Annotated in this window: 18 protein-coding genes and 2 tRNA genes; 9 read left to right on the forward strand and 11 right to left on the reverse strand. The window is 43.3% G+C overall.

What is annotated here, in order from left to right:
- The first annotated feature begins 290 nt into the window (after positions 1-290).
- The 3 genes from FC15_RS03120 to FC15_RS03130 all read left to right on the forward strand — a co-directional run bounded on the left by FC15_RS03120 (position 291) and on the right by FC15_RS03130 (position 3,614).
- Positions 291-911, forward strand: a complete 621-nt coding sequence (locus FC15_RS03120; protein ID WP_057823867.1) for a VanZ family protein — start codon at positions 291-293, stop codon at positions 909-911.
- A 119-nt stretch (positions 912-1,030) separates the two neighbouring features.
- Positions 1,031-1,912: a class II fructose-1,6-bisphosphate aldolase gene (gene fba / locus FC15_RS03125; RefSeq protein ID WP_057823869.1), complete on the forward strand. Its 882-nt coding sequence runs from the start codon at positions 1,031-1,033 to the stop codon at positions 1,910-1,912.
- A gap of 361 nt (positions 1,913-2,273) precedes the next feature.
- Complete coding sequence (locus FC15_RS03130; RefSeq protein WP_057823872.1) at positions 2,274-3,614, forward strand: glucose-6-phosphate isomerase; 1,341 nt, start codon at positions 2,274-2,276, stop codon at positions 3,612-3,614.
- Between the two features lie 396 nt (positions 3,615-4,010).
- Here the strand turns inward: FC15_RS03130 and FC15_RS03135 are convergent, their stop codons facing one another.
- The 3 genes from FC15_RS03135 to FC15_RS03145 form a co-directional block, all read right to left on the reverse strand.
- On the reverse strand, positions 4,011-4,349 hold the full coding sequence (locus tag FC15_RS03135; protein ID WP_057823874.1) for a hypothetical protein: 339 nt from the start codon (positions 4,347-4,349) through the stop codon (positions 4,011-4,013).
- A gap of 289 nt (positions 4,350-4,638) precedes the next feature.
- Positions 4,639-5,592, reverse strand: a complete 954-nt coding sequence (locus FC15_RS03140) for a DNA/RNA non-specific endonuclease (RefSeq protein WP_057823875.1) — start codon at positions 5,590-5,592, stop codon at positions 4,639-4,641.
- Positions 5,593-6,354 (reverse strand): sunset domain-containing protein, encoded by a 762-nt coding sequence (locus FC15_RS03145; RefSeq protein WP_057823877.1) that lies wholly within the window; start codon positions 6,352-6,354, stop codon positions 5,593-5,595.
- A gap of 211 nt (positions 6,355-6,565) precedes the next feature.
- Here FC15_RS03145 and FC15_RS03150 point away from each other — a divergent pair, with 211 nt between their 5' ends.
- Positions 6,566-7,195, forward strand: coding sequence for a superoxide dismutase (locus FC15_RS03150; protein WP_057823880.1), 630 nt, complete (start codon positions 6,566-6,568; stop codon positions 7,193-7,195).
- 252 nt (positions 7,196-7,447) lie between these two features.
- Here FC15_RS03150 and FC15_RS03155 read toward each other — a convergent pair.
- From FC15_RS03155 to FC15_RS03170, 4 genes are all read right to left on the reverse strand, one after another.
- Positions 7,448-7,520, reverse strand: a tRNA-Gln gene (locus FC15_RS03155).
- Positions 7,521-7,525: 5 nt separating this feature from the next.
- Positions 7,526-7,597, reverse strand: a tRNA-Glu gene (locus FC15_RS03160).
- Positions 7,598-7,696: 99 nt separating this feature from the next.
- The gene (locus FC15_RS03165) at positions 7,697-7,885 is read right to left on the reverse strand and encodes a hypothetical protein (protein ID WP_057823882.1); all 189 of its coding nucleotides are present in this window, start codon (positions 7,883-7,885) and stop codon (positions 7,697-7,699) included.
- Positions 7,878-8,207: a hypothetical protein gene (locus FC15_RS03170; RefSeq protein ID WP_057823885.1), complete on the reverse strand. Its 330-nt coding sequence runs from the start codon at positions 8,205-8,207 to the stop codon at positions 7,878-7,880. Before FC15_RS03170 ends, FC15_RS03165 begins: the two co-directional genes overlap by 8 nt.
- Before the next feature lie 178 nt (positions 8,208-8,385).
- On the opposite strand from FC15_RS03170, the gene FC15_RS03175 reads away from it, so the two are divergent.
- The 3 genes from FC15_RS03175 to FC15_RS03185 all read left to right on the forward strand — a co-directional run bounded on the left by FC15_RS03175 (position 8,386) and on the right by FC15_RS03185 (position 12,214).
- The gene (locus tag FC15_RS03175) at positions 8,386-10,137 is read left to right on the forward strand and encodes an ABC transporter ATP-binding protein (protein ID WP_057823886.1); all 1,752 of its coding nucleotides are present in this window, start codon (positions 8,386-8,388) and stop codon (positions 10,135-10,137) included.
- Positions 10,137-11,861: an ABC transporter ATP-binding protein gene (locus tag FC15_RS03180; protein ID WP_057823888.1), complete on the forward strand. Its 1,725-nt coding sequence runs from the start codon at positions 10,137-10,139 to the stop codon at positions 11,859-11,861. Before FC15_RS03175 ends, FC15_RS03180 begins: the two co-directional genes overlap by 1 nt.
- A 116-nt stretch (positions 11,862-11,977) precedes the next feature.
- A complete protein-coding gene (locus tag FC15_RS03185; RefSeq protein WP_057823890.1) occupies positions 11,978-12,214 on the forward strand; it encodes a DUF2187 domain-containing protein in 237 nt (78 codons plus the stop codon).
- A 69-nt stretch (positions 12,215-12,283) separates the two neighbouring features.
- Here FC15_RS03185 and spxB read toward each other — a convergent pair whose 3' ends face one another.
- Positions 12,284-14,008 carry a pyruvate oxidase gene (gene spxB, locus FC15_RS03190; RefSeq protein ID WP_057823892.1) on the reverse strand — a complete coding sequence of 575 codons (1,725 nt, stop codon included), beginning with the start codon at positions 14,006-14,008 and terminating at the stop codon, positions 12,284-12,286.
- Between the two features lie 265 nt (positions 14,009-14,273).
- Here spxB and FC15_RS03195 point away from each other — a divergent pair, with 265 nt between their 5' ends.
- Both FC15_RS03195 and FC15_RS03200 read left to right on the forward strand, forming a co-directional pair.
- On the forward strand, positions 14,274-15,977 hold the full coding sequence (locus FC15_RS03195) for a M3 family oligoendopeptidase (protein ID WP_057823894.1): 1,704 nt from the start codon (positions 14,274-14,276) through the stop codon (positions 15,975-15,977).
- 90 nt (positions 15,978-16,067) lie between these two features.
- Positions 16,068-16,742: a 2,3-bisphosphoglycerate-dependent phosphoglycerate mutase gene (locus FC15_RS03200; RefSeq protein WP_057823896.1), complete on the forward strand. Its 675-nt coding sequence runs from the start codon at positions 16,068-16,070 to the stop codon at positions 16,740-16,742.
- Between the two features lie 157 nt (positions 16,743-16,899).
- On the opposite strand, the gene FC15_RS03205 is transcribed toward FC15_RS03200, so the two are convergent.
- The 3 genes from FC15_RS03205 to FC15_RS03215 form a co-directional block, all read right to left on the reverse strand.
- The gene (locus FC15_RS03205; RefSeq protein ID WP_057823898.1) at positions 16,900-18,246 is read right to left on the reverse strand and encodes a C1 family peptidase; all 1,347 of its coding nucleotides are present in this window, start codon (positions 18,244-18,246) and stop codon (positions 16,900-16,902) included.
- Positions 18,247-18,418: 172 nt separating this feature from the next.
- A complete protein-coding gene (rpiA, locus tag FC15_RS03210) occupies positions 18,419-19,105 on the reverse strand; it encodes a ribose-5-phosphate isomerase RpiA (protein WP_057823901.1) in 687 nt (228 codons plus the stop codon).
- Positions 19,095-19,406, reverse strand: coding sequence for a GNAT family N-acetyltransferase (locus FC15_RS03215; protein ID WP_057823903.1), 312 nt, complete (start codon positions 19,404-19,406; stop codon positions 19,095-19,097). Before FC15_RS03215 ends, rpiA begins: the two co-directional genes overlap by 11 nt.
- Positions 19,407-19,658: the final 252 nt, after the last annotated feature.

Consider the following 19,658-nt stretch of genomic DNA (forward strand, 5'->3'; position numbering starts at 1 on the left):
GAGTCTATTTTACCCCTAAATCACGAGGTCACGCAATTTTCTGAAATAAATCGTGCCTTTTCTTAAGGAATTAGCAAGAGAAGACGGCAAGATGGGCGATTAAGGTTGGACATGATTGGCTTGTGCTCAAGGCGATGATGCGCGTCAAATGTTGATTTATTAAAATTTCTTTAGGACAACTCAACTCTTCGGCTATGTAAGGTTAGTTTTGCTAGACTAGAGGTGAATTTTATTTGCGTGAGCTTGTTGCGACGTGCGCGAAATGACACGCTTTTGTAGGGGATGACAAAATGTACTTGCTCGGGCCTATTTATTCATATATTGAAGCAACCTATGGCCATCAGTGGAATCACTTTCCGTTGGTGCGTCTGGTTTTTTATAGTTTGGATAAGTCGCTGGTTTATTTTCTATTGTTTGCGATCTTGCGCGTCGCTTATTTGTTGATCAAGAAACGACGGCCAGCCTGGCGACAGGAATTAGTGCTTTGGGTCTTTGTCTTTTATCTCTTACTATTATTGGCACTGACAGTCTTTCGCGGGATGTATTTTCCCTGGCAAATCAAAATTTACTGGCAACGACCGCGTTCGCAAATCAACCTTCAGCCGCTGATTGAAACGTTCAAGTTGCGTTTTGGAACGTCGATTTTAGACTTTCTCTATAATTTTTATGGCAACATTGTTTGGTTCGTGCCGTTTGGTTTGTTATGGCCATTGGTTCGCCGACGTCGCGGCTTCTTTCGGACGGTGGCTGCAGGGATGCTGCTGTCACTGTTGATCGAAACCATTCAATTTTTCATTTGGACCGGTGTCAGTGACATCGATGATTTGATTTTTAATACTTGTGGGGCGATGATCGGTTATTTATGCTTTTGGTTGATTTTTCGGCGTTTCGTCCCGGCGAAGCCCCAATAATTTTCTGAAAGAATTCACGTTATTAAAAAAAGTTTACAAAACATTACCATTTTTTCCGAATTAATGATAAAGTATTCGTTGTAGGTAAAAATTTTTTCTCGCACAGGAGGATGTATACAATGCCATTAGTACATGGTACAGAAATTTTTCAAGCTGCTCGTAAAGGTCACTATTGCGTCGGCGCATTTAACACCAATAACTTGGAATGGACTCGCGCTATTTTAGGTGCTGCCCAAGAAAAGAATGTTCCCGTTTTGATCCAAACATCAATGGGCGCTGCTAAGTATATGGGTGGCTATGAGCTTTGCAAACAATTGATCGAAGCAACTGTTAAGAGCATGGACATTACTGTTCCTGTTATTATCCACTTGGATCATGGTGATTACAACGCAGCTAAAGAAGCAATTGCTGCAGGTTACAACTCCGTAATGTTTGATGGCCACGACCTTCCATTTGCTGAGAACGTTGAAAAGACAAAGGAAATCGTTAAATTAGCACATGCTAAGGGCATCTCTGTTGAAGCTGAAGTTGGTTCAATCGGTGGTGAAGAAGACGGCGTTGTTGGTGAAGGTGAATTGGCATCTGTTGAAGAAGCTAAAGAACTTGCAGCAACAGGTATCGACTTCTTAGCTGCTGGTATTGGTAACATTCATGGCCAATACCCTGCAAACTGGACTGGCTTACACTTCGATCGTCTGAAGGAAATTGGCGAAGCTGTTGACTTGCCATTAGTTCTTCATGGTGGTTCAGGCATCCCTCAAGACCAAGTTGAAAAAGCAATCTCAATGGGTATTTCTAAGTTGAACATCAACACTGAATGCCAATTAGCATTTGCTAAAGCAACTCGTGAATATATCGAAGCTGGCAAAGACCAAGTTGGTAAAGGCTTTGACCCTCGTAAATTGCTTGCACCTGGTACGAAAGCAATCGAAGATACAGTTAAAGAAATCATCGGCTGGATGGGTACAAAACCAGTTAAATTGGTTCCTGAAGAACTTTAATTTAAAGTTGATTATTTTGAAGCTTGCACAAGTTTGGTGCAGGCTTCTTTTTTGTGGCTACTTGATCAGTATCATGAAACTGGTCTCCAGATCTTTCAGGAATCATCTGGAAAAATTATTTCTTTTTCATAAACTCGTCTGGACAAGGAGACCAGTTGTCGTTTCGTTGAATCATAAGGCGACTGCTGAAAACGCTAGTTGCAATGCTTAGCACGACTCTCAATGCAAAATTTACCATGAAAAAAAGGTTGAAATTTCCTGAACCAATTCGTCAACAATTGTTGCAATCGGGATGAAAAACGTCTAAAGTATTTTGTGGAGATAGACTTCACTTTTTGATTATTTAGGAGGAAAAGTTCTAATGGCACATATTTCATTTGATAGCAGTAAATTAGGGAAGTTCGTTCACGATAACGAATTAAGCGAGATGCAAGCCTTAGTGACTGCTGCTGATACAGAATTACGTCAAGGAACTGGTGCTGGCAATGATTTCCGCGGATTCATTGACTTGCCCGTTGACTATGATAAGGATGAATTTGCACGTATTAAAACAGCAGCAGAGAAAGTTCGGAATGACTCCGAAGTATTTGTTGCCATTGGTATTGGTGGTTCATATTTAGGCGCACGCGCTGCCATTGATTTCTTGAGCAGCACCTTCTACAATATGGCACCAGATCGTAAAGGCCCACAAGTTTTATTCGCAGGTAACTCAATTAGTCCTAACTACTTGTATGACTTGCTTGAATTAATTGGTGATCGCGACTTCAGTATCAACGTCATCTCAAAATCTGGGACAACCACAGAACCATCAATTGCATTCCGTGTTTTGAAGGCTAAGTTAGTTGAAAAATATGGTGTTGAAGGCGCTCGTGGTCGTATCTACGCCACAACTGATCGCGCAAAGGGTGCTTTGAAGACTGAATCTGATGCAGAAGGCTACGAAGAATTCGTTGTTCCTGATGACATTGGTGGTCGTTTCTCAGTGCTTTCTGCTGTCGGCTTGTTGCCAATCGCTGTTGCTGGCATCGACATCGATCAATTAATGAAGGGTGCTGCAGATGCTCGTACGGCTTACAGTGATGCTGATTTATCGAAGAACGAAGCCTATCAATATGCTGCATTGCGCAATATTTTATACCGTAAAGGCTACACAACCGAATTGTTAGAAAACTACGAGCCAACATTGCAATACTTCGGCGAATGGTGGAAACAATTAATGGGCGAGTCAGAAGGCAAGGATCAGAAGGGAATCTATCCTTCATCTGCAAACTTCTCAACTGACTTACACTCATTAGGTCAATACATCCAAGAAGGCCGTCGTAATTTGATGGAGACTGTTGTTAAAGTTGAGTCACCACGTCATGACGTTGATATTCCTTCAGAAGCAAAAGACCTCGATGGCTTAGGTTATCTTGAAGGCAAGTCAATGGACTTCGTTAACAGCAAAGCTTACCAAGGTGTTGTCTTAGCACATACTGATGGTGGTGTACCAGTGATGACTGTTTCGATTCCTCAACAAGATGCTTACACATTAGGCTACTTGATCTACTTCTTCGAAATCGCTGTCGGTATCTCTGGCTACTTGAACGGAATCAACCCATTCAACCAACCAGGTGTTGAAGCCTACAAGAAGAACATGTTTGCTTTGCTTGGCAAACCAGGTTTTGAAGACCTCGCAAAGGATTTGAACGAACGCTTGTAAGAACCAGACATCAGGTCTTTGACCAGATGTTTACTTCAAGGTGTTTGAGTTAACATAAGATTTGGAACCCAGGTATTAAAAAAGACGACTTTTTATAAGTCGTCTTTTTCTGTGTGCTCAATGATGCTTTTGAACCTTTAAAAGTCCCTGCTTTGCCAAAACGTAGCTGATTTGTGGATGCTGACTATCTTTCTGTCTTGATTTGAAGAGAAACTATTTTATACTTAAAGTCCTAATGAGAGCCGAGATTGTTGTTGCCTATTTCAAGACAAGTTGATCTCAAATCAAACAAAAGACTTCAAAATCGTGATTGAGAATCAGCGGTTTTGAAGCTTTTTGGTGATGATTTATTCAGTTCGAAAGCTGAAATGATTGCCGTTAGGGCTCAATTACACCTTAGTTCATGTATTTTGACAACGCAACAAGAATTGTACTCATAAAGACGATATAAACGATAACTAAAATAATTGATAAAATAAATTGGACGATACCGGCTCTATTCCAAGTTGCTTGAACAGCTTTGAATGTCTCAACGTCTTTGTAATTGCCTTTTTGCCAGGCCCAACCGTTGCCTTTGAAGCCGACAACGAACACCCAGACAACGTTGAAAATTGGAATGAGACATAACAACGATAGATAAGTCTTGTTACCAATTCCCCAGAAGATGTTGAACATAAATGCTCCCCAGTTCCAGCCCTTAACTTCTTGTGGTACTGATTTTCCATTTTCATCCATGATGAAACCCTCCCATATGGCAGTTTTTAACGAGAATCAGTTTTTGCTCGAATGGTTTGTTGATAGGGGGATCATGATAACTTGAGATTCTGAAGCTGCATCGGATAACCTTGAATCTTGCAGGGGGACCTTCACGTCTCGACGCCAGCGATTAATGAACGTCAATAGTTAAGTTGATCAACAGCCGGATGTCGTGTCGAGAAGGGTGATTCTAACATCGCCTATAACATCATAATGATTAAATAAAAACACCGATTCATCATCAAGGTCTCTAAATAATTACTACCGTTTATTCGACGACGCTACTGCCGTCTGAGTAATTGATACGATAACCTGATTCGACGTTGAAAATATAGAGATTGAGATGAATTTGGTTATCGCCAATTGATTGCGCCCGCATTTGGACACCGCGTGCAACCAGCTCGTTTCCACGATAAATAGGTTTAACTTCATAGCGAACGTAATGTGCAGGACTAGCCTTGATGTAGGTGGCGATATCCATTTCATGGGAGAGCATCAGTGGATTGTTGAGCGACTGTGTGCCAGTAATCAAATTCTTTGGATTATTATTTTCTCCAGAGAGTTGAAAACCAATTAGATGACTGCGATTGTAAAGCCAGCCATGTTTGGTTCGTTTATTTTTCCAACCGGTTGGGTCCCAAGTTAGATCGGTTCGCTTCTGTGTTGGCATCAGCTTTTGACTGAGAAGCGCATTCGCATCAACCGCCCGGTTCAAAGAATCGAGGTTTGCATAAGACTCCCAGGCACCTCTGGCCGTGGATAATTCTTGAGCAGAAAAATTAGGCTCATTATTATTGACGGGGATTTCTTGAGAATTGGTGTAATTAAGATTAGCGAGGTTTGTTGAAGCAGATTTTGGTTGAGCAGCTGCTGCCGTCTTTGCGGTTGAAGTTGCGGGTGGCCTTGAAGTAGCGGTGGTTGAAGTTGCAGGGGTGGTTTTATTGAGCTGACTGATATGACTCGTGATTTCGTCAATGTGTGCTTCTGTTGATTCACGATCAGCTTCTAGCTCATCAAGGGCAAGTTCAGTCTGATCATTTTCGTCACGTAAGCGGCTGACTTGCTTCTTAGTATGCTGATAGCTCTTGGCAATCTTTTGTTGTGCTTCGCTTTTTTCGGCAGTTTTTTCTGCAGCAGCCCCTTGGCCTGAGCAGGCGCTTAGTAGTAATAATGCCGTTGCAAGATAGATTAAGTGAGCTGCGAATTTAGTTTTTGTCTTCATTTATCTTTTGGCCCTCCGATAACCCGCATTGATTGCTTCTTGCTCGGTTTTGAAATAGACTGCATTGGTAGAACTCATGTGATAGCCAGCCTGTCCGGGCACATGATAGATTTTTGAGTTCGCATTACCAATAATTGAGCCTCGTCCAGTCACGACATCACCTGCACCCTGACTCGTGACGGGTGGTTTAGCTGCTGCCGTAGTTGTACGGGTTCTCGCAGCGGCTGCAGTGGCCGTTGATTGGCTCTGTGACGCAGCTAAACTTTGGGCCTTAGCAGTCGATGAGCTAGCTGCTCGACTTGATGCAACGGCAATTGAGCGGCTTTCAGCGGCCGCACTGGACTCTCTGGCGGCTTTTTCGGAAATACTTTCCGCAGCTGCAGCTTTATCTGACAAACTTTCTTCAACCTTAGCTAATGATTGCGAAGCCGCCTCAGCAGCCTCATACTTTGTTGCGAGGGACTTTGAACGCTTGAGCTCTACAGACTTCTGACTGGCAACGGAGCGCCGTTGCTTTGCTGTGATGGCAATCAAGGGCTTCGAGCTGCTTGACTGGTTGGTTGCTGCATCAGTTGATGACGTTGCCCCAACGCCGATGACACTCACAAAGAATGCAACCCCAGCACCAATCATTAACGGTTTAAAACCAACTCCTTTGATTTGAGTTGATTTATTTTGATGCCGATTGACAAAATAGCGAATGGTTAATCCAATCGCAAATAATAGTGATGCTAGTAAAAGCACCGCAAATAAACTTGACATTTTGCTCCTCCATTTATCTTTTATGCCCAATGGACGCGATTTGAGAGCGATGAATAACAAACGTTCTCTAAAGTTAATTTTAGCCTAAAATGTGAATTGTTCATATCTTTTTTTTAACAAAGAAGTGCTTGGTTTTGATAAGCAGAAATATTGCACACGTTTTCATCAGGATAGTAGGCTAGAGGTAGAGATGACAAAGGAGGAATTAGAAATGGTCTACGAATTACCCGCATTAAATTATGGTTACGGCGATTTGGATCCCTTGATTGATGAACAAACGATGCATCTTCATCATGAGAAGCACCACGCAACTTATGTTAAAAAATTGAACGCTGCTCTGAGTAAGAGTGAAACCTGGCAGGAGAAGCCACTCGTCGAGATTTTGCAGCACCTAGATGAGCTCCCTGATGAAATCCGGATGGCTGTTCGTAATAACGGTGGGGGACATTTGAATCACACCCTTTATTGGCAGTGGATGACGCCCGAAAAACAAACCAGTTTGCCAGAAAAGCTAGCTGCTGCAATTAATGAAGCATTTGGTAGTCTTGAAGATTTCCAAGATCAATTTACTGAGGCGGGAGTCAATCAATTTGGCTCTGGCTGGGCATGGTTGGTCGTTGATGATCACAATCAGTTAAAAATCACCTCGACGCCAAACCAAGATAATCCAATCAGCCAACATCTTCGTCCGATTCTTGGCGTGGATGTTTGGGAGCACGCTTATTATCTCAATTATCAGAATCGTCGACCAGATTATTTAGCCGCATTCTGGCAGTTAATTAATTGGACGTTTGTCGAGGAGTGTTACTTGGATACTGAAGGTAATTATTTGAAGCTCTAAGCTATAGCAGGGGCAGATTGTTTACGATCAAGGTATAAGCGGATCTGAATTTGTAGACCCGCTTTTTTCGTATTCGAATGGCATTGTTGATGCCTCCCGAAAAGTATGGATACTTTCATTCATTGACTTCATGATCAAAAGTTGTGCAGCACTGGTTTAGGCTAAATGTGGACACACAAAAAAAGACATCTCATGAGATGTCTTGAATGTTGCTAAGATGTCGTCATCGACAAACCTTGATCAACCAATAAATTGGGATACTAGGGTTCGAACCTAGAAATTATGGATTCAGAGTCCACCGCCTTACCAATTTGGCTATATCCCAGTAAATCACCCGTACGAGAATCGAACTCGTAACTCCACCTTGAGAGGGTGGCGTCTTAACCATTTGACCAACGGGCAATTTAAATCATAAGCACAAGAAATAGTTTAACGTATCTGAAAATAATCGTCAAGTCCTTTTTTGAAAAAAACGTGAATCCAATCGATCTTGAGGAGTCATTAATGCTTATGGATGAGTAACTCGTAGATTAATGTGGCGATCAATGTGATCATGGTTGCCAAGCCGCTCGCCAACACCAAATAAATCAACCAGGGCCAATCGACAAGCTGATTCATGATCCAAAGGGAGAGTGTAAGTACAATCAGTGAGATCACTCGTTGTGTGGCATCAAATTTGAATTTACTCAAACGAAAACTCTACCAAAAATAGGCCACGATCCGTTAAATGAGATACAGTCAACCAAACGTCGTTGAAACTTTGATTGTCACTGGTATCGCGCGTTTGCTTAAATAACTGATCAATGACAACGCGATGGTCATCTACAAATTCGGGTGTTAAGCGTTCGACATGTAATCGCATCTCCGGAAAAATTTGATGCTCACCAGGTACTGGTAATTTGTCAGAAAATGCATAGGTGACCTGATTGGAATAAACTCTGGGTTCACGTACAATTTCGGGTGCGTTTAAAATAAATTGAATCAGTTTTTCAATTGTGTCTGAATGTGCCATATTAATCCCCTCACTTACTCAAATTGTATCACTTTTTCAACGAAAGACGTACCTATTTGACTAGATATTCAGAATATTATCCATAATTTTCTGAAAATTTTCTCAAGCTAATCTGTTACCCGTGTTTTTTTCTGACTGGGGCGGTATGATATCATTATAGATAACTAGGGAGGGCATTATGTGGGAGTTACGGCGGTTCTTAGTACCTTATCGGCGTCAAGCAATTCTTGGCGCGAGTTTTAAATTTGTTGAAGTGATCTGCGAATTATTATTACCTAGCTTAATGGCAGTGATCGTTGATTCAGGCGTTAGAAATCGGGACGCGCGTTTCGTGACGATTCACGGTATTATCATGATCGGCATTGCGACGTTGGGATTCAGCTCAGCATTAGTTTGTCAGTATTTTGCGGCACGGGCGGCTCAAGGGTATGGAACGGATTTGCGCACGGGTTTATTTGAACGAATCACCCAGCTTTCATACCATCAGCAAGATGAGATTGGCGCGGCGACGCTGACGACACGATTAACGAATGACGTCAATCAAATGCAGACTTGGATTGCGATGCTGATCCGTCAAGTTTCTCGAGCACCTTTCATGATTATCGGGTCATTGCTGATGGCGTTTATTTTGGATTGGCATTTAGCTTTGATTCTCCTGATTGCGACGCCAATTCTGGGAGTGGTCGTTTATCTGTTGACCACACGTATGTCGCCACTTTATCGTCGTTATCAAGCGCAGCTAGATCATTTGTCGACAGTAGTTTCGGAGAATTTATCTGGCGTTCGAGTGATCCGCGCCTTTGCGAAAACTGATGTTGAAACGACTAAGTTTAATCAGGCGAACGATCAACAAACATCAACTGGTTTGAAGATTGGTGCGCTTTCTGCGTTATACAATCCATTGACGGCGACGGTCGTTAATCTGATGGTCATTTTCATTCTTTGGTTGAGTGGTGGGCGCGTGAATACCGGCACATTAGATCAGGGGACCGTTTTGGCCTTCATCAACTATGTCAACATGATTCTGGCAGCCGTCTTGATGTTGTCTAACCTCGTCATTCTGTTGACAAAAGCAATGGCTTCGGCTTCACGAGTACGAGATGTTTTGGCGACGATACCCGAAATCACGGAGACAACGACCGAACAAGTTAACTTAAACTTAGATCGGCCTGAAACATTGGTATTCAAGCATGTGAATTTCTACGCGGCAGAAAGTGAGGGACAACGCGGTCAAGCAATTCTTAAAGAGCTGAACTTGACGATTCACGCCGGTGAGACAATTGGGATAATTGGTGGGACTGGATCAGGTAAAACGACATTGCTCAACTTAATTCCTCGATTTATCGAGCCTTCCTCTGGCACGATCAAATTATTTGGGCAAGATATTGCACAGTTGCCGCTTGCACAATTGCGAGCCATGATTAGTATCGTGCCACAACAAACAGAGCTTTTCTCTGGCACTATCGCTAGCAATTTGCGTTTCGGACGTCAAGATGCCACCGAATCGTCGCTATGGGAGGCTTTAGCGACTGCACAGGCGACAGAGTTCGTGCAACAAACAGATGGCCAATTAGCGGCCCGAGTCGAGCGTGGTGGGCGTAACTATTCAGGTGGTCAGCGTCAGCGACTGGCAATTGCGCGGGCACTGGTCAAGCAAGCACCCATACTCTTGCTGGATGATGCCACAAGTGCGCTTGATTATTTAACCGAAGCCCACTTCCGACAAGCATTGCGTCAGCAGACTTGGCTGAAGAATACACTGATTATTTCGCAACGGATCGGAACTGTGATGCATGCTGATCGCGTCCTGGTATTGCGAAATGGTCAGATTGCAGGTTTCGATACACACGAAGCATTACTGCGTGATAATCCATTCTATCAACAACTGGTTGCCAGCCAGTTAGATCAAGATCAGGCAGGTGATCATTAATGAAAACATTCCGGCGTTTAATGTCCTATTTTCAACGTCAATGGCAATTCATACTTTCGACAATTCTAATCATTGGGTCAGTATTAGGTACTTTGTTTGCACCAGTTTTGATTGGACAGACCATTGATCAATTGTTAGGCCGAGGAAAAGTAAACTTCTCTGAACTTAACCGTGATATTGCCAGTTTATTAGTGCTTTACTTTGTCAGCAATATTTGTTTGTGGCTGGCGACCTGGTTGACGAATCGGATTGCCTATCAAGGTGTCAATCAATTGCGACGCGCACTTTTTGGTAAGTTGAATTATTTGTCCTTACGTTTCTTTGATACGCAACAACATGGTGATATTACGAGTCGATTCGTGAATGATGTTGAAACAATCTCTGATGGGGTCTTGCAAGGATTATTGACTTCGGTTCAGGCAATTATCACGATTATTGGCGCGATTGTTCTGATGCTACACCTGGACTGGGTCATGGCATTGATGGTGCTGGTGACTGCGCCGATGTCATACTTGAGTGCTAACATGATTACGAGCAAATCACAACAATACTTCCGATTACAGGCCGATGATTTGGGCAGTTTGAACGGTTACGCTGAAGAAACTATCGCGGGATTACAGACGATTCAAGCATTTTCACATGAGTCTCAGGTGCGTGAAGATTTTCAAAAGCGTAATCAACAACTTTACCAAACTGGCTTTATTTCTCAATTTATCGCTTCTTTTGCGAATCCCAGTGCACGGGCGATCAACAATATCATGTATGCTTTCATTGGCTTAACGGGTGGCTTGAGGGCCATTTCGGGACAAATCAGTGTGGGGGAGATTTCTAGTTTTCTGATCTTTGCCACGATTTTTGGTAAGCCGTTCAGTGATCTGACAAGCCTGAGTAGTCAATTCCAATCTGCTTATGCTTCTGCCAAGCGAATTTTTCATATTTTGGATCGTCCGGAAGAGGTTGCTGATCCCGAACAGCCAGAAGTGATTGATCAAGTGGTTGGTAAACTTGAATTTGAGGACGTGTCATTCAGTTACGAGCCTGATCAACATCTGATTGAAGACTTGAATTTAACGATTCAACCGGGACAACAGATTGCCATTGTGGGCGAGACGGGTGCTGGCAAAACGACACTAATTAATTTGTTGATGCGTTTTTATGACGTGACAGCAGGTTGCATCAAGCTCGATGGTGTAGATATTCGTCAGTTGACTCGTGAAAATTTGCGCCGGCAATATGGATTGGTGCTGCAAGAGACCTGGCTTTTTTCTGGCCGCATTCGTGATAATATTGCCTTTGGTCGACCAGAAGCGAGCTTAGATGAGATCAAGCAAGCAGCAGTTGAGAGTGGTGCCGCAGAATTCATCGAAAAGTTACCACAGGGCTATGATACGTTACTCCAGGCAGATCATAATAGCCTCTCAACTGGCCAGCAACAATTATTGACGATTGCACGCGTCATGCTGGCAAACCCGCCGATGTTGATTCTCGACGAAGCGACGAGCAATATCGACACCTATACTGAGGTGAAGATCCAGCAAGCTTTCAACACATTGACAAAAGGGCGCACCAGTTTTGTGATTGCCCATCGTTTATCGACGATTCGACAAGCCGATCTGATTCTTGTGATGGCTCATGGTTCGGTGATCGAGCAGGGGAATCATCAGGCCTTACTTGCTAAAAATGGCACCTATGCGCGACTTTATCATAGTCAATTCGAGAATTAAACCGACGAGTTTGCGAGTTGTCAGCTAAGATTTCGAAGAGATTATCATTGAGTTTCCCTAGAAAACATGGTATAACTTTATAAGTTAAATTTAGTTAATGGGGGAATTATTCGACCATGGCAGAGGAAGTTGAAACACCACAAAACTCTGAATTCAGCGTTGGTGAGAAGATCAGTGTTCGTAAAAGCCAAGAGGTGCCTTTGAGCTTCAAAGGAACGATCACGAAGCTGTATGAAAACTCAGCTCTTGTCTCGATCGATACCTTCGAAGATAAGTACGATGAAGTTGCAGCAGATCTACAAAACAAGACGGTTGTCGGATTCAAACATATACGACCAGTCAAGAAAGACTAGCTCTTTCTACTGGACATTAAAAAAGTTGACGTCGAATGACGTCAACTTTTTTATTTATTTAAGCAGAGGCTATTTGAGGTATTGGCTCAATGGCACCAAATCGTATGAATCATAAACATGATTGAATTCGTCGATTTCACGTTGCTCAAATTTCTCAGGGTCGAGTTTGAGTTGTTCAACTGGAATCGGCCGTTCATCCGCAATTTTCACGTCGATGACAACAGGCTCAGTTGCTGTTTTGGCATAATCGAACGCTGCAACCAATTCGTCATGGTTGGTGACTTTGAAGCCCTTCACACCATAACCTTCTGCGACCTTTGCAAAGTCGACAGACGCAATATCAACACCATAATGGCTTTGCTTAGTGTCATCCTGTTCTGCCTTGATGAATCCGAATGAATCGTTGCTCAGAACCACGTTGATGACAGGCAGGTGATATTTGGCCATCGTCACGAGATCTTGCGCCACCATGGTGAAACCACCGTCGCCACTGATTGTGAAGACTTGGCGCTCAGGGTAACTTAACTGAGCAGCAATCCCACCTGGAAGCGCGTAGCCCATGGTTGCAAACCAGCCAGAAGTTGTAAAACTTTGCTTTGGATTCATCTCAAGGAAACGCAAGCTGTCAATGGTCACATTACCAACGTCAATCAAGAACGCCGCGTCTTTTTTAGCAATGCGATTAATTTCTTTATAAATAGGTTCAACACGCAAAGGTGTCTTGGTCGATTGTGCCATCTTGTTGATCCAATCATGCCAATTCTTATTGTTGTCCAGGTTAGCTTGATACCATTTGTTTGTGGGTTGTGCAGAACCTTTCGCAATCAAGCCGGCCAGTGTTGCTTTGACATCTGCAAGCACCGCTAGATTGACGTGATGACGCTTGCCAAATTTACTGGAATCGATATCAACTTGGACGAATTTAGCAGCTGGATTAAAGAAGTAGCCGGCAAATGGGAAGTCACTGCCCATGAACAGAATCAAATCGGCAACGGCTAGTGCTTCGACTGCAGGCTTGGTTGCGACACGACCAGCGGAAGCTAGGTAGGCGGGATTGCGATCTGGAATGATACCTTTTGCCAACGCAGATGAAGCAATTGGCAAGTTGTACATCTCTGCAAATTTCTGAACTTCTTCTGAAACACCGCGAGCGCCCTGACCGATGTAAATCATGGGTTGTTTGGCTTGTTCGACTAAGCGTAAAATTTCATCCAAATCTTTATCATCAGGTTGTGGCAGGTTCACGCGATAATTTGCTGCGGTTGATTCAAACGTGTCTGGAATATCTTGCCAGCCTAGATTGACGGGAATTGTCACAACCGCGACGCCCTTTTCCTTGTAGGCGTGGCGAATGGCTTGATCAACGACACTAGGTAATTGCTTCGCAGTCATCACCGTGCGGTTGTAGACCGCAACATCCGCAAACATCGGATTCTCATTCATCTCTTGGAAATAGTCGGAGTTCATCGTATCCGTGGCAACTTGTCCGATGAGGGCCAACACTGGAACGTGGTCCATCTTGGCATCATACAAACCGTTGAAGAGATGCGTGGCGCCAGGGCCAGCAGAACCGAAGGCAACGCCAAGCTTACCGGTCACTTTTGCATCTGCTGCTGCAGCGAGTGCCCCGACTTCCTCATGTCGAACTTGAATGTACTTGATTTTTGCACGTTCATTGAAAAAAGCATCCATCGATGAGTTGAAGGAACCGCCGGGGATGCCATAGAGATGATCAACTCCCCAATCTTCAAGCACTCGTGCCATTGCAATACCAGATTTAATTGTTTTTGTCATTGTAATTCCTCCAAAAAAGGTGACTTAATATTTGTATCCTTACATTAAGTAAGTATAGACGCTTGCTTCGAACAATTGCAAACGATTTTACTTGGTGGTATTCGAGTCGGCAAATGAGAGATTGGATGGCGGTTGGACCAACGTAATTTTCAAGCACTCGAAAAACGAGGTTGACCTGATTTGTGCGGTTATTCCTGCACAATTATGCTAAAATAATAGGATAGATGATTTTAAAAAATGAATGATCATGACGAGGAGCGAGGGCATGGCAGATTTTACAACTTTGAAATATGAACGTCCTAATTTTGAACACGTGAAGCAAGAATTCAATCAATTGTTGGCCGCGTTGAAAGGCGCCGATGATCCGCTGACTGCGACGAATGCAGCGTTGGCAATCAGCCAATTGAGCGAACGATTCGTTTCACAACAAATGTTGGCGTCGATTCGTTACAGCGTCAATACGTTGGACGCGTTCTATGAAGGCGAGAACGATTATTGGGATAATGAAGGTCCAAAGTATGACGAGTTGACGTCTCAATATTATGAAGCATTGGTGACTTCACCGTTCCAAGAAGCATTACACGAAGTTTTACCTGCGCCACTCTTTGAGCTGGCAGCCGCACAAGTTCGCAGTTTTTCTGCTGAGAATATTCCATTGATGCAGCAGAATAATAAACTCGTCAGTCGTTATTCTAAGCTGATTGCTTCCGCACAAATTGAGTTCAATGGCGAAACTTATACATTGCCTCAGCTCGGTAAATTTGGGAGTGATCCCGATCGTCATTTGCGAAAAGCAGCTAGTCTGGCAATGGCAGGTTGGTATGCGGACCACGAAGCAGAATTCGATGATATTTATGATCAGATGGTTAAGGTGCGCACACAGATGGCTCATCAATTAGGCTATCGTGACTATGCTGCCATGAGTTTAGACGTTCGCGACCGTTTTGGCTATGGTGAAAAAGAAATTGCAGATTATCGCCAACAAATTTTAACGCAAGTGGTCCCAGTGGTCACGTCAATTCATGAGCGTCAACGCCAACGTTTGGGCTTAGATAAACTCGAATTTTTTGATGAGGCTTTTACATTTCCATCTGGCAATGCCGTTCCTGAAGGGACAGCTGATGAATTGGTGCAAAAGGCGAATGAATTTTATCATGAGTTATCGCCTGAGACGGGTGAGTTTTTCCAGATGATGATTGACAATCACAATCTGGATCTATTGAGTCATCACGGTAAGCAAAGTGGGGGGTACTGCGAATACCTGCCAGCGTTCAAAACGCCATTTATTTTTGCTAATTTCAATGGCACTTCAGGCGATGTAGATGTTCTGACTCATGAAACAGGGCATGCTTTCCAGACACACGAGGCACAAGATACGAACGCTTGGGAGTGTGTTTTTCCAACGACCGAAGCAGCCGAAATTTTCTCCATGAGCATGGAGTTCATCGCCTATCCTTGGATTGATAAGTTTTTCGGCAAGCAAACGGCCAAATATGAGTACGATCATTTATCAAATGCGTTGATTTTCTTACCTTATGGTGCGTTGGTCGATCATTTCCAGACCGAAGTTTATACGCATCCTGAGATGACGCCTGCACAGCGTAAGGCAACGTGGCGTCGTTTGGAAAAAATGTATCTGCCAGACCGTGATTATTCCGAAGTGCCTGATTTGGATCGCGGGTTATTCTGGTATCGTCAAGGCCATATCTTCGAAGTGCCGTTCTACTACATTGATTATACGCTCGCTCAAGTCGTGGCCTTCGAATTCTGGCAACGATTCAATATTGAACATGATCCCAAGGCTTGGACAGACTATCTGATGATGGCCAAGGCTGGTGGCAAAAAGACATTTGGTGAATTGATCGAATTAGGCCATTTGAAGAGTCCTTTTGAGGATGGAACGATTGCCGAAGTCGTTGCTCAAATCAAACAAAAATTGGCAACTACTTCTGAAGATGATTTGAAATAGGCGGTAGCTTTACCTGAATCGTTTGGACAGATCGTGGTCACTGGATTAGAATTTTGAGATCGATTGAATGGATATAGAAGGGGTTTATCTTTGGCAAAATTAGTTCTAGTGCGTCATGGCGAAAGTACGGCCAATGCGGAAAATATTTATACAGGCTGGACCGATGTTGATTTAACCGACAGAGGGGTCGCCCAAGCACGCCAAGTCGGGAAGTTATTGGCAGGAATCGACTTTATGCCAACTACTGTTCATACTTCCGTGCTTTTGCGTGCGATTAAGACTGCAAATATTATTTGTGAAGCACGGCATTGGCTTTATTTGCCCATTTATAAAAGCTGGCGCTTGAACGAACGACACTATGGCGCGTTGCGTGGTCATAACAAAGATGATTCGCGAACAAAATATGGTGCGAAGCAAGTGGCACTGTGGCGCCGGAGCTATACGGCTGTACCGCCATTACTGGCAACGCGTGATCGAGATCGTCGATACGCGTTGTTGGATCCACAAGATATTCCACTGGGTGAGAGCCTACAGATGGCAAGTCGCCGCGCGTTACCTTATTATCTGGATCATGTCGTTCCAGAATTGCGGCAGGGTCGAGATCAAATGATTGTGGCGCATGGCAGCACATTACGCGCCTTGATCAAATACTTGGAGGCAATTCCTGATGATCAGATCGATGGCGTCGAGGTTGGCAATGGTGAACCGCTGGTCTATGATTATGATCGTCAATTGAATTTGCGGTCTAAGGAAATTTTGAATTAGTCGGTTTGAACCGGAAATAGTCAACAAATTCCTTCAGACGACTCATGAAGTGAAAGATAGCTTTTTGTCAAAATTGAATCAAAAAGGCACTCCGAAAAAGTAGTTAAAACGACTTTTTCTGGAGTGCCTTTTAATGATGTTTAAGAATATTTCAAGCTTAGAGTGCTAATGCGCCCATTGGATCCCATGGTTTAAGGACGGTAGGGTTGTCGTGCTCTGCATCTTCAACTTGTTGTTGTTCAGGTGTCAGATATTTACGGTTGATCACAACTTGGTAAACATATTCGTCGAACCAAGCATCACTCATGATGAAGTAACCTTTGAAGTTGCCGGCTTTTTCACCCCATGAGTTCTCAACCTTCCATTTAGTTGGCTTGCCATTAACAAGATCAACACCCGTTAAGACCATGGCGTGAGTCATTAAGCTTTCGCCGTGATCCAAACGTTCTGCCTTAGACATTGAAAGATCGATGTCCAAAAGATCTTCGCGTTGGTAAACGTTTGTGTCCATGATACCTTCTTTACGGTCAGAAGACTTGCCCACATCAGAACCAAACCAAACTGTTTCGCCAGCTTGGAGTTGTTTAATGGCTAAGGCTTTGAAGTCTTCAATCTTCAAGTTCAAGTGACGAACTTGGCGGCCACCAACGACATTACCTAACAAGTCAACGGTATAAAGATGATTGTATGGTTTGTCTTCGGTAGGCGAGTTGATCAATGAGAGGTAATCTTCAAGATTCCAACCAACAAATTTCTTAAAGAAGCTTTGTGGGGTGAGATCTTTTTCGATGTGATATTGTTTATCATCATCGGTGTATTCCCAATCAAATTTAACGGGTGGTTTGCCTAAAGTGAAGACCAACAGACGGTAAACTTCATTTAACATTTGTGTCTTAGTTGCATTGATTTCATCTTCGGATTTGCCTGCAGCAACTTGTTGACGTAACTCAATGGCATCTTTACGCAACTTTGTGTTCAAAGTCGAGTTTAATTCCATTGAACGTGAGCTGTTGTAAGTTTCAGGCATGATTGACTTTGGAACCAAACCATATTTCTCGATCAATGCGCAAAGCATATCCCATTGGCCACCATCTTGTTGTGGTGTTGCCAATAAGAAGTCAACTTTGCGATCGCCGAGTGGTAAGTTAGCTGTTGCAATCACATTTTCATAGAAGAAGTTAGACTTTTCAAATTTATCCCAGAAGTTGGTATAGTTTTGAGAAAGTTCAAAGCCCTTCAAGTTGAATTGATCTTGTAAAGGGTGACGCATCGTGTTCAATGCGGCAAACATCCAGCAACGGCCAGATTGTTTCTGGTTAGCAACCGCACCCGTTTGAATCTCAACCGAGAAGTTAGGTGTCATTGCAACGTCAGACGCAATGTTACGGCTGGAAGCCAAGATACCGTTTTGAGCAACGGTATTAGCAATTGCATTTGATTTTGGTGATTGATCGAAGTCTTGAGCAAATTTTTCAACATTTGCTGCAGATATCTCTTTACTCATAAATAAGCCTCCAAATTCTAATAGTTACAATTGTTATCGTAACTCTTTTCTGAAATAAAGTCTAATTAATTATTAATAAAAGGGTCCGTTTATTTAAAAAACGGCGAACTGAAAATGACTAGACGGTTGCCCAGAATGGGTTTCAACGGTGCATGTCATCAAAGCCAGTTTCTTATCTGTTGGCTTGCAAAACTTCAACGCCGCTTTCTTTGCCGACGACAACAGTATTAACTAAGTCCAAGAAAAGACCGTGTTCAACGATACCCGTCTGATGATCCAGCCAGTCTGCTAAAAGATGTGGATGTGCAATGGTACCGGCGTGAAGATCGATGACAAAATTTTTGTTGTGGGTGCGAACGCGTTCCCCCTTGTCATCGAGGCGATATTTAGGTTGTAAATTCTCTGCCGTCAATCGTTGAAAGACTTTGTCACAACCGAAAGGAATGACCTCTAATGGCAGAGGGAATGCTCCTAGATGTTCGACTAATTTACTTTCGTCGACGATCCAGATATTCCGCTTCGAGTTAATGGCAACAATCTTTTCGAGTAGGTGAGCCGCACCGCCGCCTTTGATCCCCTGAAAATTCTGATCGATCTCGTCGGCACCATCGATCGTCAAATCGAGTGTGGGCGCGTCGTTAATATCAATCATTTTAATCCCTAAACTGGTTGCTTGTTGGGCAGTGCGTGAAGAAGTTGCGACACCAGTAATTTGCAAGTGCTCTTCGCGAACATGTTTGGCAATTGCCTCAACAAGATAAAAGACAGTTGAACCGGTGCCAAGCCCTAACATCATGCCATCCTCAACGAATTCGGCAGCTTTTTCTGCGGCCGCCTTTTTTAACTGATTAGTGTCCATTTTCCAAACGATCTCCTTCTGGGTTATGATAGTAAACATCTGCATACTCTGGCTTGCGTTCAAAGTCCATTTTCGCGTAGCTACATAATGGAATGATTTGTTTGTGATCTGCGCGCGCTTTTTCCACGACTGCGTAAACGAGTTGGCTTGCGATACCTTGTCCACGCAATGACGGATCAACAAATGTATGATCGATAACGTAAAGATCTTTGCCAGTGGCTTGCTGATAGGTTACCTCAGCTGTCAATTGACCCTGCTCATCCTCAAGAAAGAAACGCCCGGGTTCTGATTGAAACTTCATCTGCTTCATCCTTTCATGATCTATTCAGCTTCTATTCTACCGTAGTTCGATGTTTCTCACCAATATAAAGCTAAAATTTGACCGTAGATCGTCAAATCAATCGGTCACTGATCGTGAGGATCACATTGAGAAACTCATGTTGTTGGAAGTTCTCATTTAGTTTATAGAAATTAACATTATTGAACGAAAACTTTTCCCGGATAATTTTAAGTTGATTTGGGATATAAAAGTCGGGATTGGAATGGATTTGTG

Source organism: Lapidilactobacillus concavus DSM 17758 (genome assembly GCF_001435835.1).
Lineage (GTDB): Bacteria > Bacillota > Bacilli > Lactobacillales > Lactobacillaceae > Lapidilactobacillus > Lapidilactobacillus concavus.

Bases quoted from the DNA above. Each gene is read 5' to 3' on its own strand.
- FC15_RS03120 (WP_057823867.1), top strand. From the start codon at position 291: ATGTACTTGCTCGGGCCTATTTATTCATATATTGAAGCAACCTATGGC.
- fba (WP_057823869.1), top strand. From the start codon at position 1,031: ATGCCATTAGTACATGGTACAGAAATTTTTCAAGCTGCTCGTAAAGGT.
- FC15_RS03130 (WP_057823872.1), top strand. From the start codon at position 2,274: ATGGCACATATTTCATTTGATAGCAGTAAATTAGGGAAGTTCGTTCAC.
- FC15_RS03135 (WP_057823874.1), bottom strand. From the start codon at position 4,349: ATGGATGAAAATGGAAAATCAGTACCACAAGAAGTTAAGGGCTGGAAC.
- FC15_RS03140 (WP_057823875.1), bottom strand. From the start codon at position 5,592: ATGAAGACAAAAACTAAATTCGCAGCTCACTTAATCTATCTTGCAACG.
- FC15_RS03145 (WP_057823877.1), bottom strand. From the start codon at position 6,354: ATGTCAAGTTTATTTGCGGTGCTTTTACTAGCATCACTATTATTTGCG.
- FC15_RS03150 (WP_057823880.1), top strand. From the start codon at position 6,566: ATGGTCTACGAATTACCCGCATTAAATTATGGTTACGGCGATTTGGAT.
- FC15_RS03170 (WP_057823885.1), bottom strand. From the start codon at position 8,207: ATGGCACATTCAGACACAATTGAAAAACTGATTCAATTTATTTTAAAC.
- FC15_RS03175 (WP_057823886.1), top strand. From the start codon at position 8,386: ATGTGGGAGTTACGGCGGTTCTTAGTACCTTATCGGCGTCAAGCAATT.
- FC15_RS03180 (WP_057823888.1), top strand. From the start codon at position 10,137: ATGAAAACATTCCGGCGTTTAATGTCCTATTTTCAACGTCAATGGCAA.
- FC15_RS03185 (WP_057823890.1), top strand. From the start codon at position 11,978: ATGGCAGAGGAAGTTGAAACACCACAAAACTCTGAATTCAGCGTTGGT.
- spxB (WP_057823892.1), bottom strand. From the start codon at position 14,008: ATGACAAAAACAATTAAATCTGGTATTGCAATGGCACGAGTGCTTGAA.
- FC15_RS03195 (WP_057823894.1), top strand. From the start codon at position 14,274: ATGGCAGATTTTACAACTTTGAAATATGAACGTCCTAATTTTGAACAC.
- FC15_RS03205 (WP_057823898.1), bottom strand. From the start codon at position 18,246: ATGAGTAAAGAGATATCTGCAGCAAATGTTGAAAAATTTGCTCAAGAC.
- rpiA (WP_057823901.1), bottom strand. From the start codon at position 19,105: ATGGACACTAATCAGTTAAAAAAGGCGGCCGCAGAAAAAGCTGCCGAA.
- FC15_RS03215 (WP_057823903.1), bottom strand. From the start codon at position 19,406: ATGAAGTTTCAATCAGAACCCGGGCGTTTCTTTCTTGAGGATGAGCAG.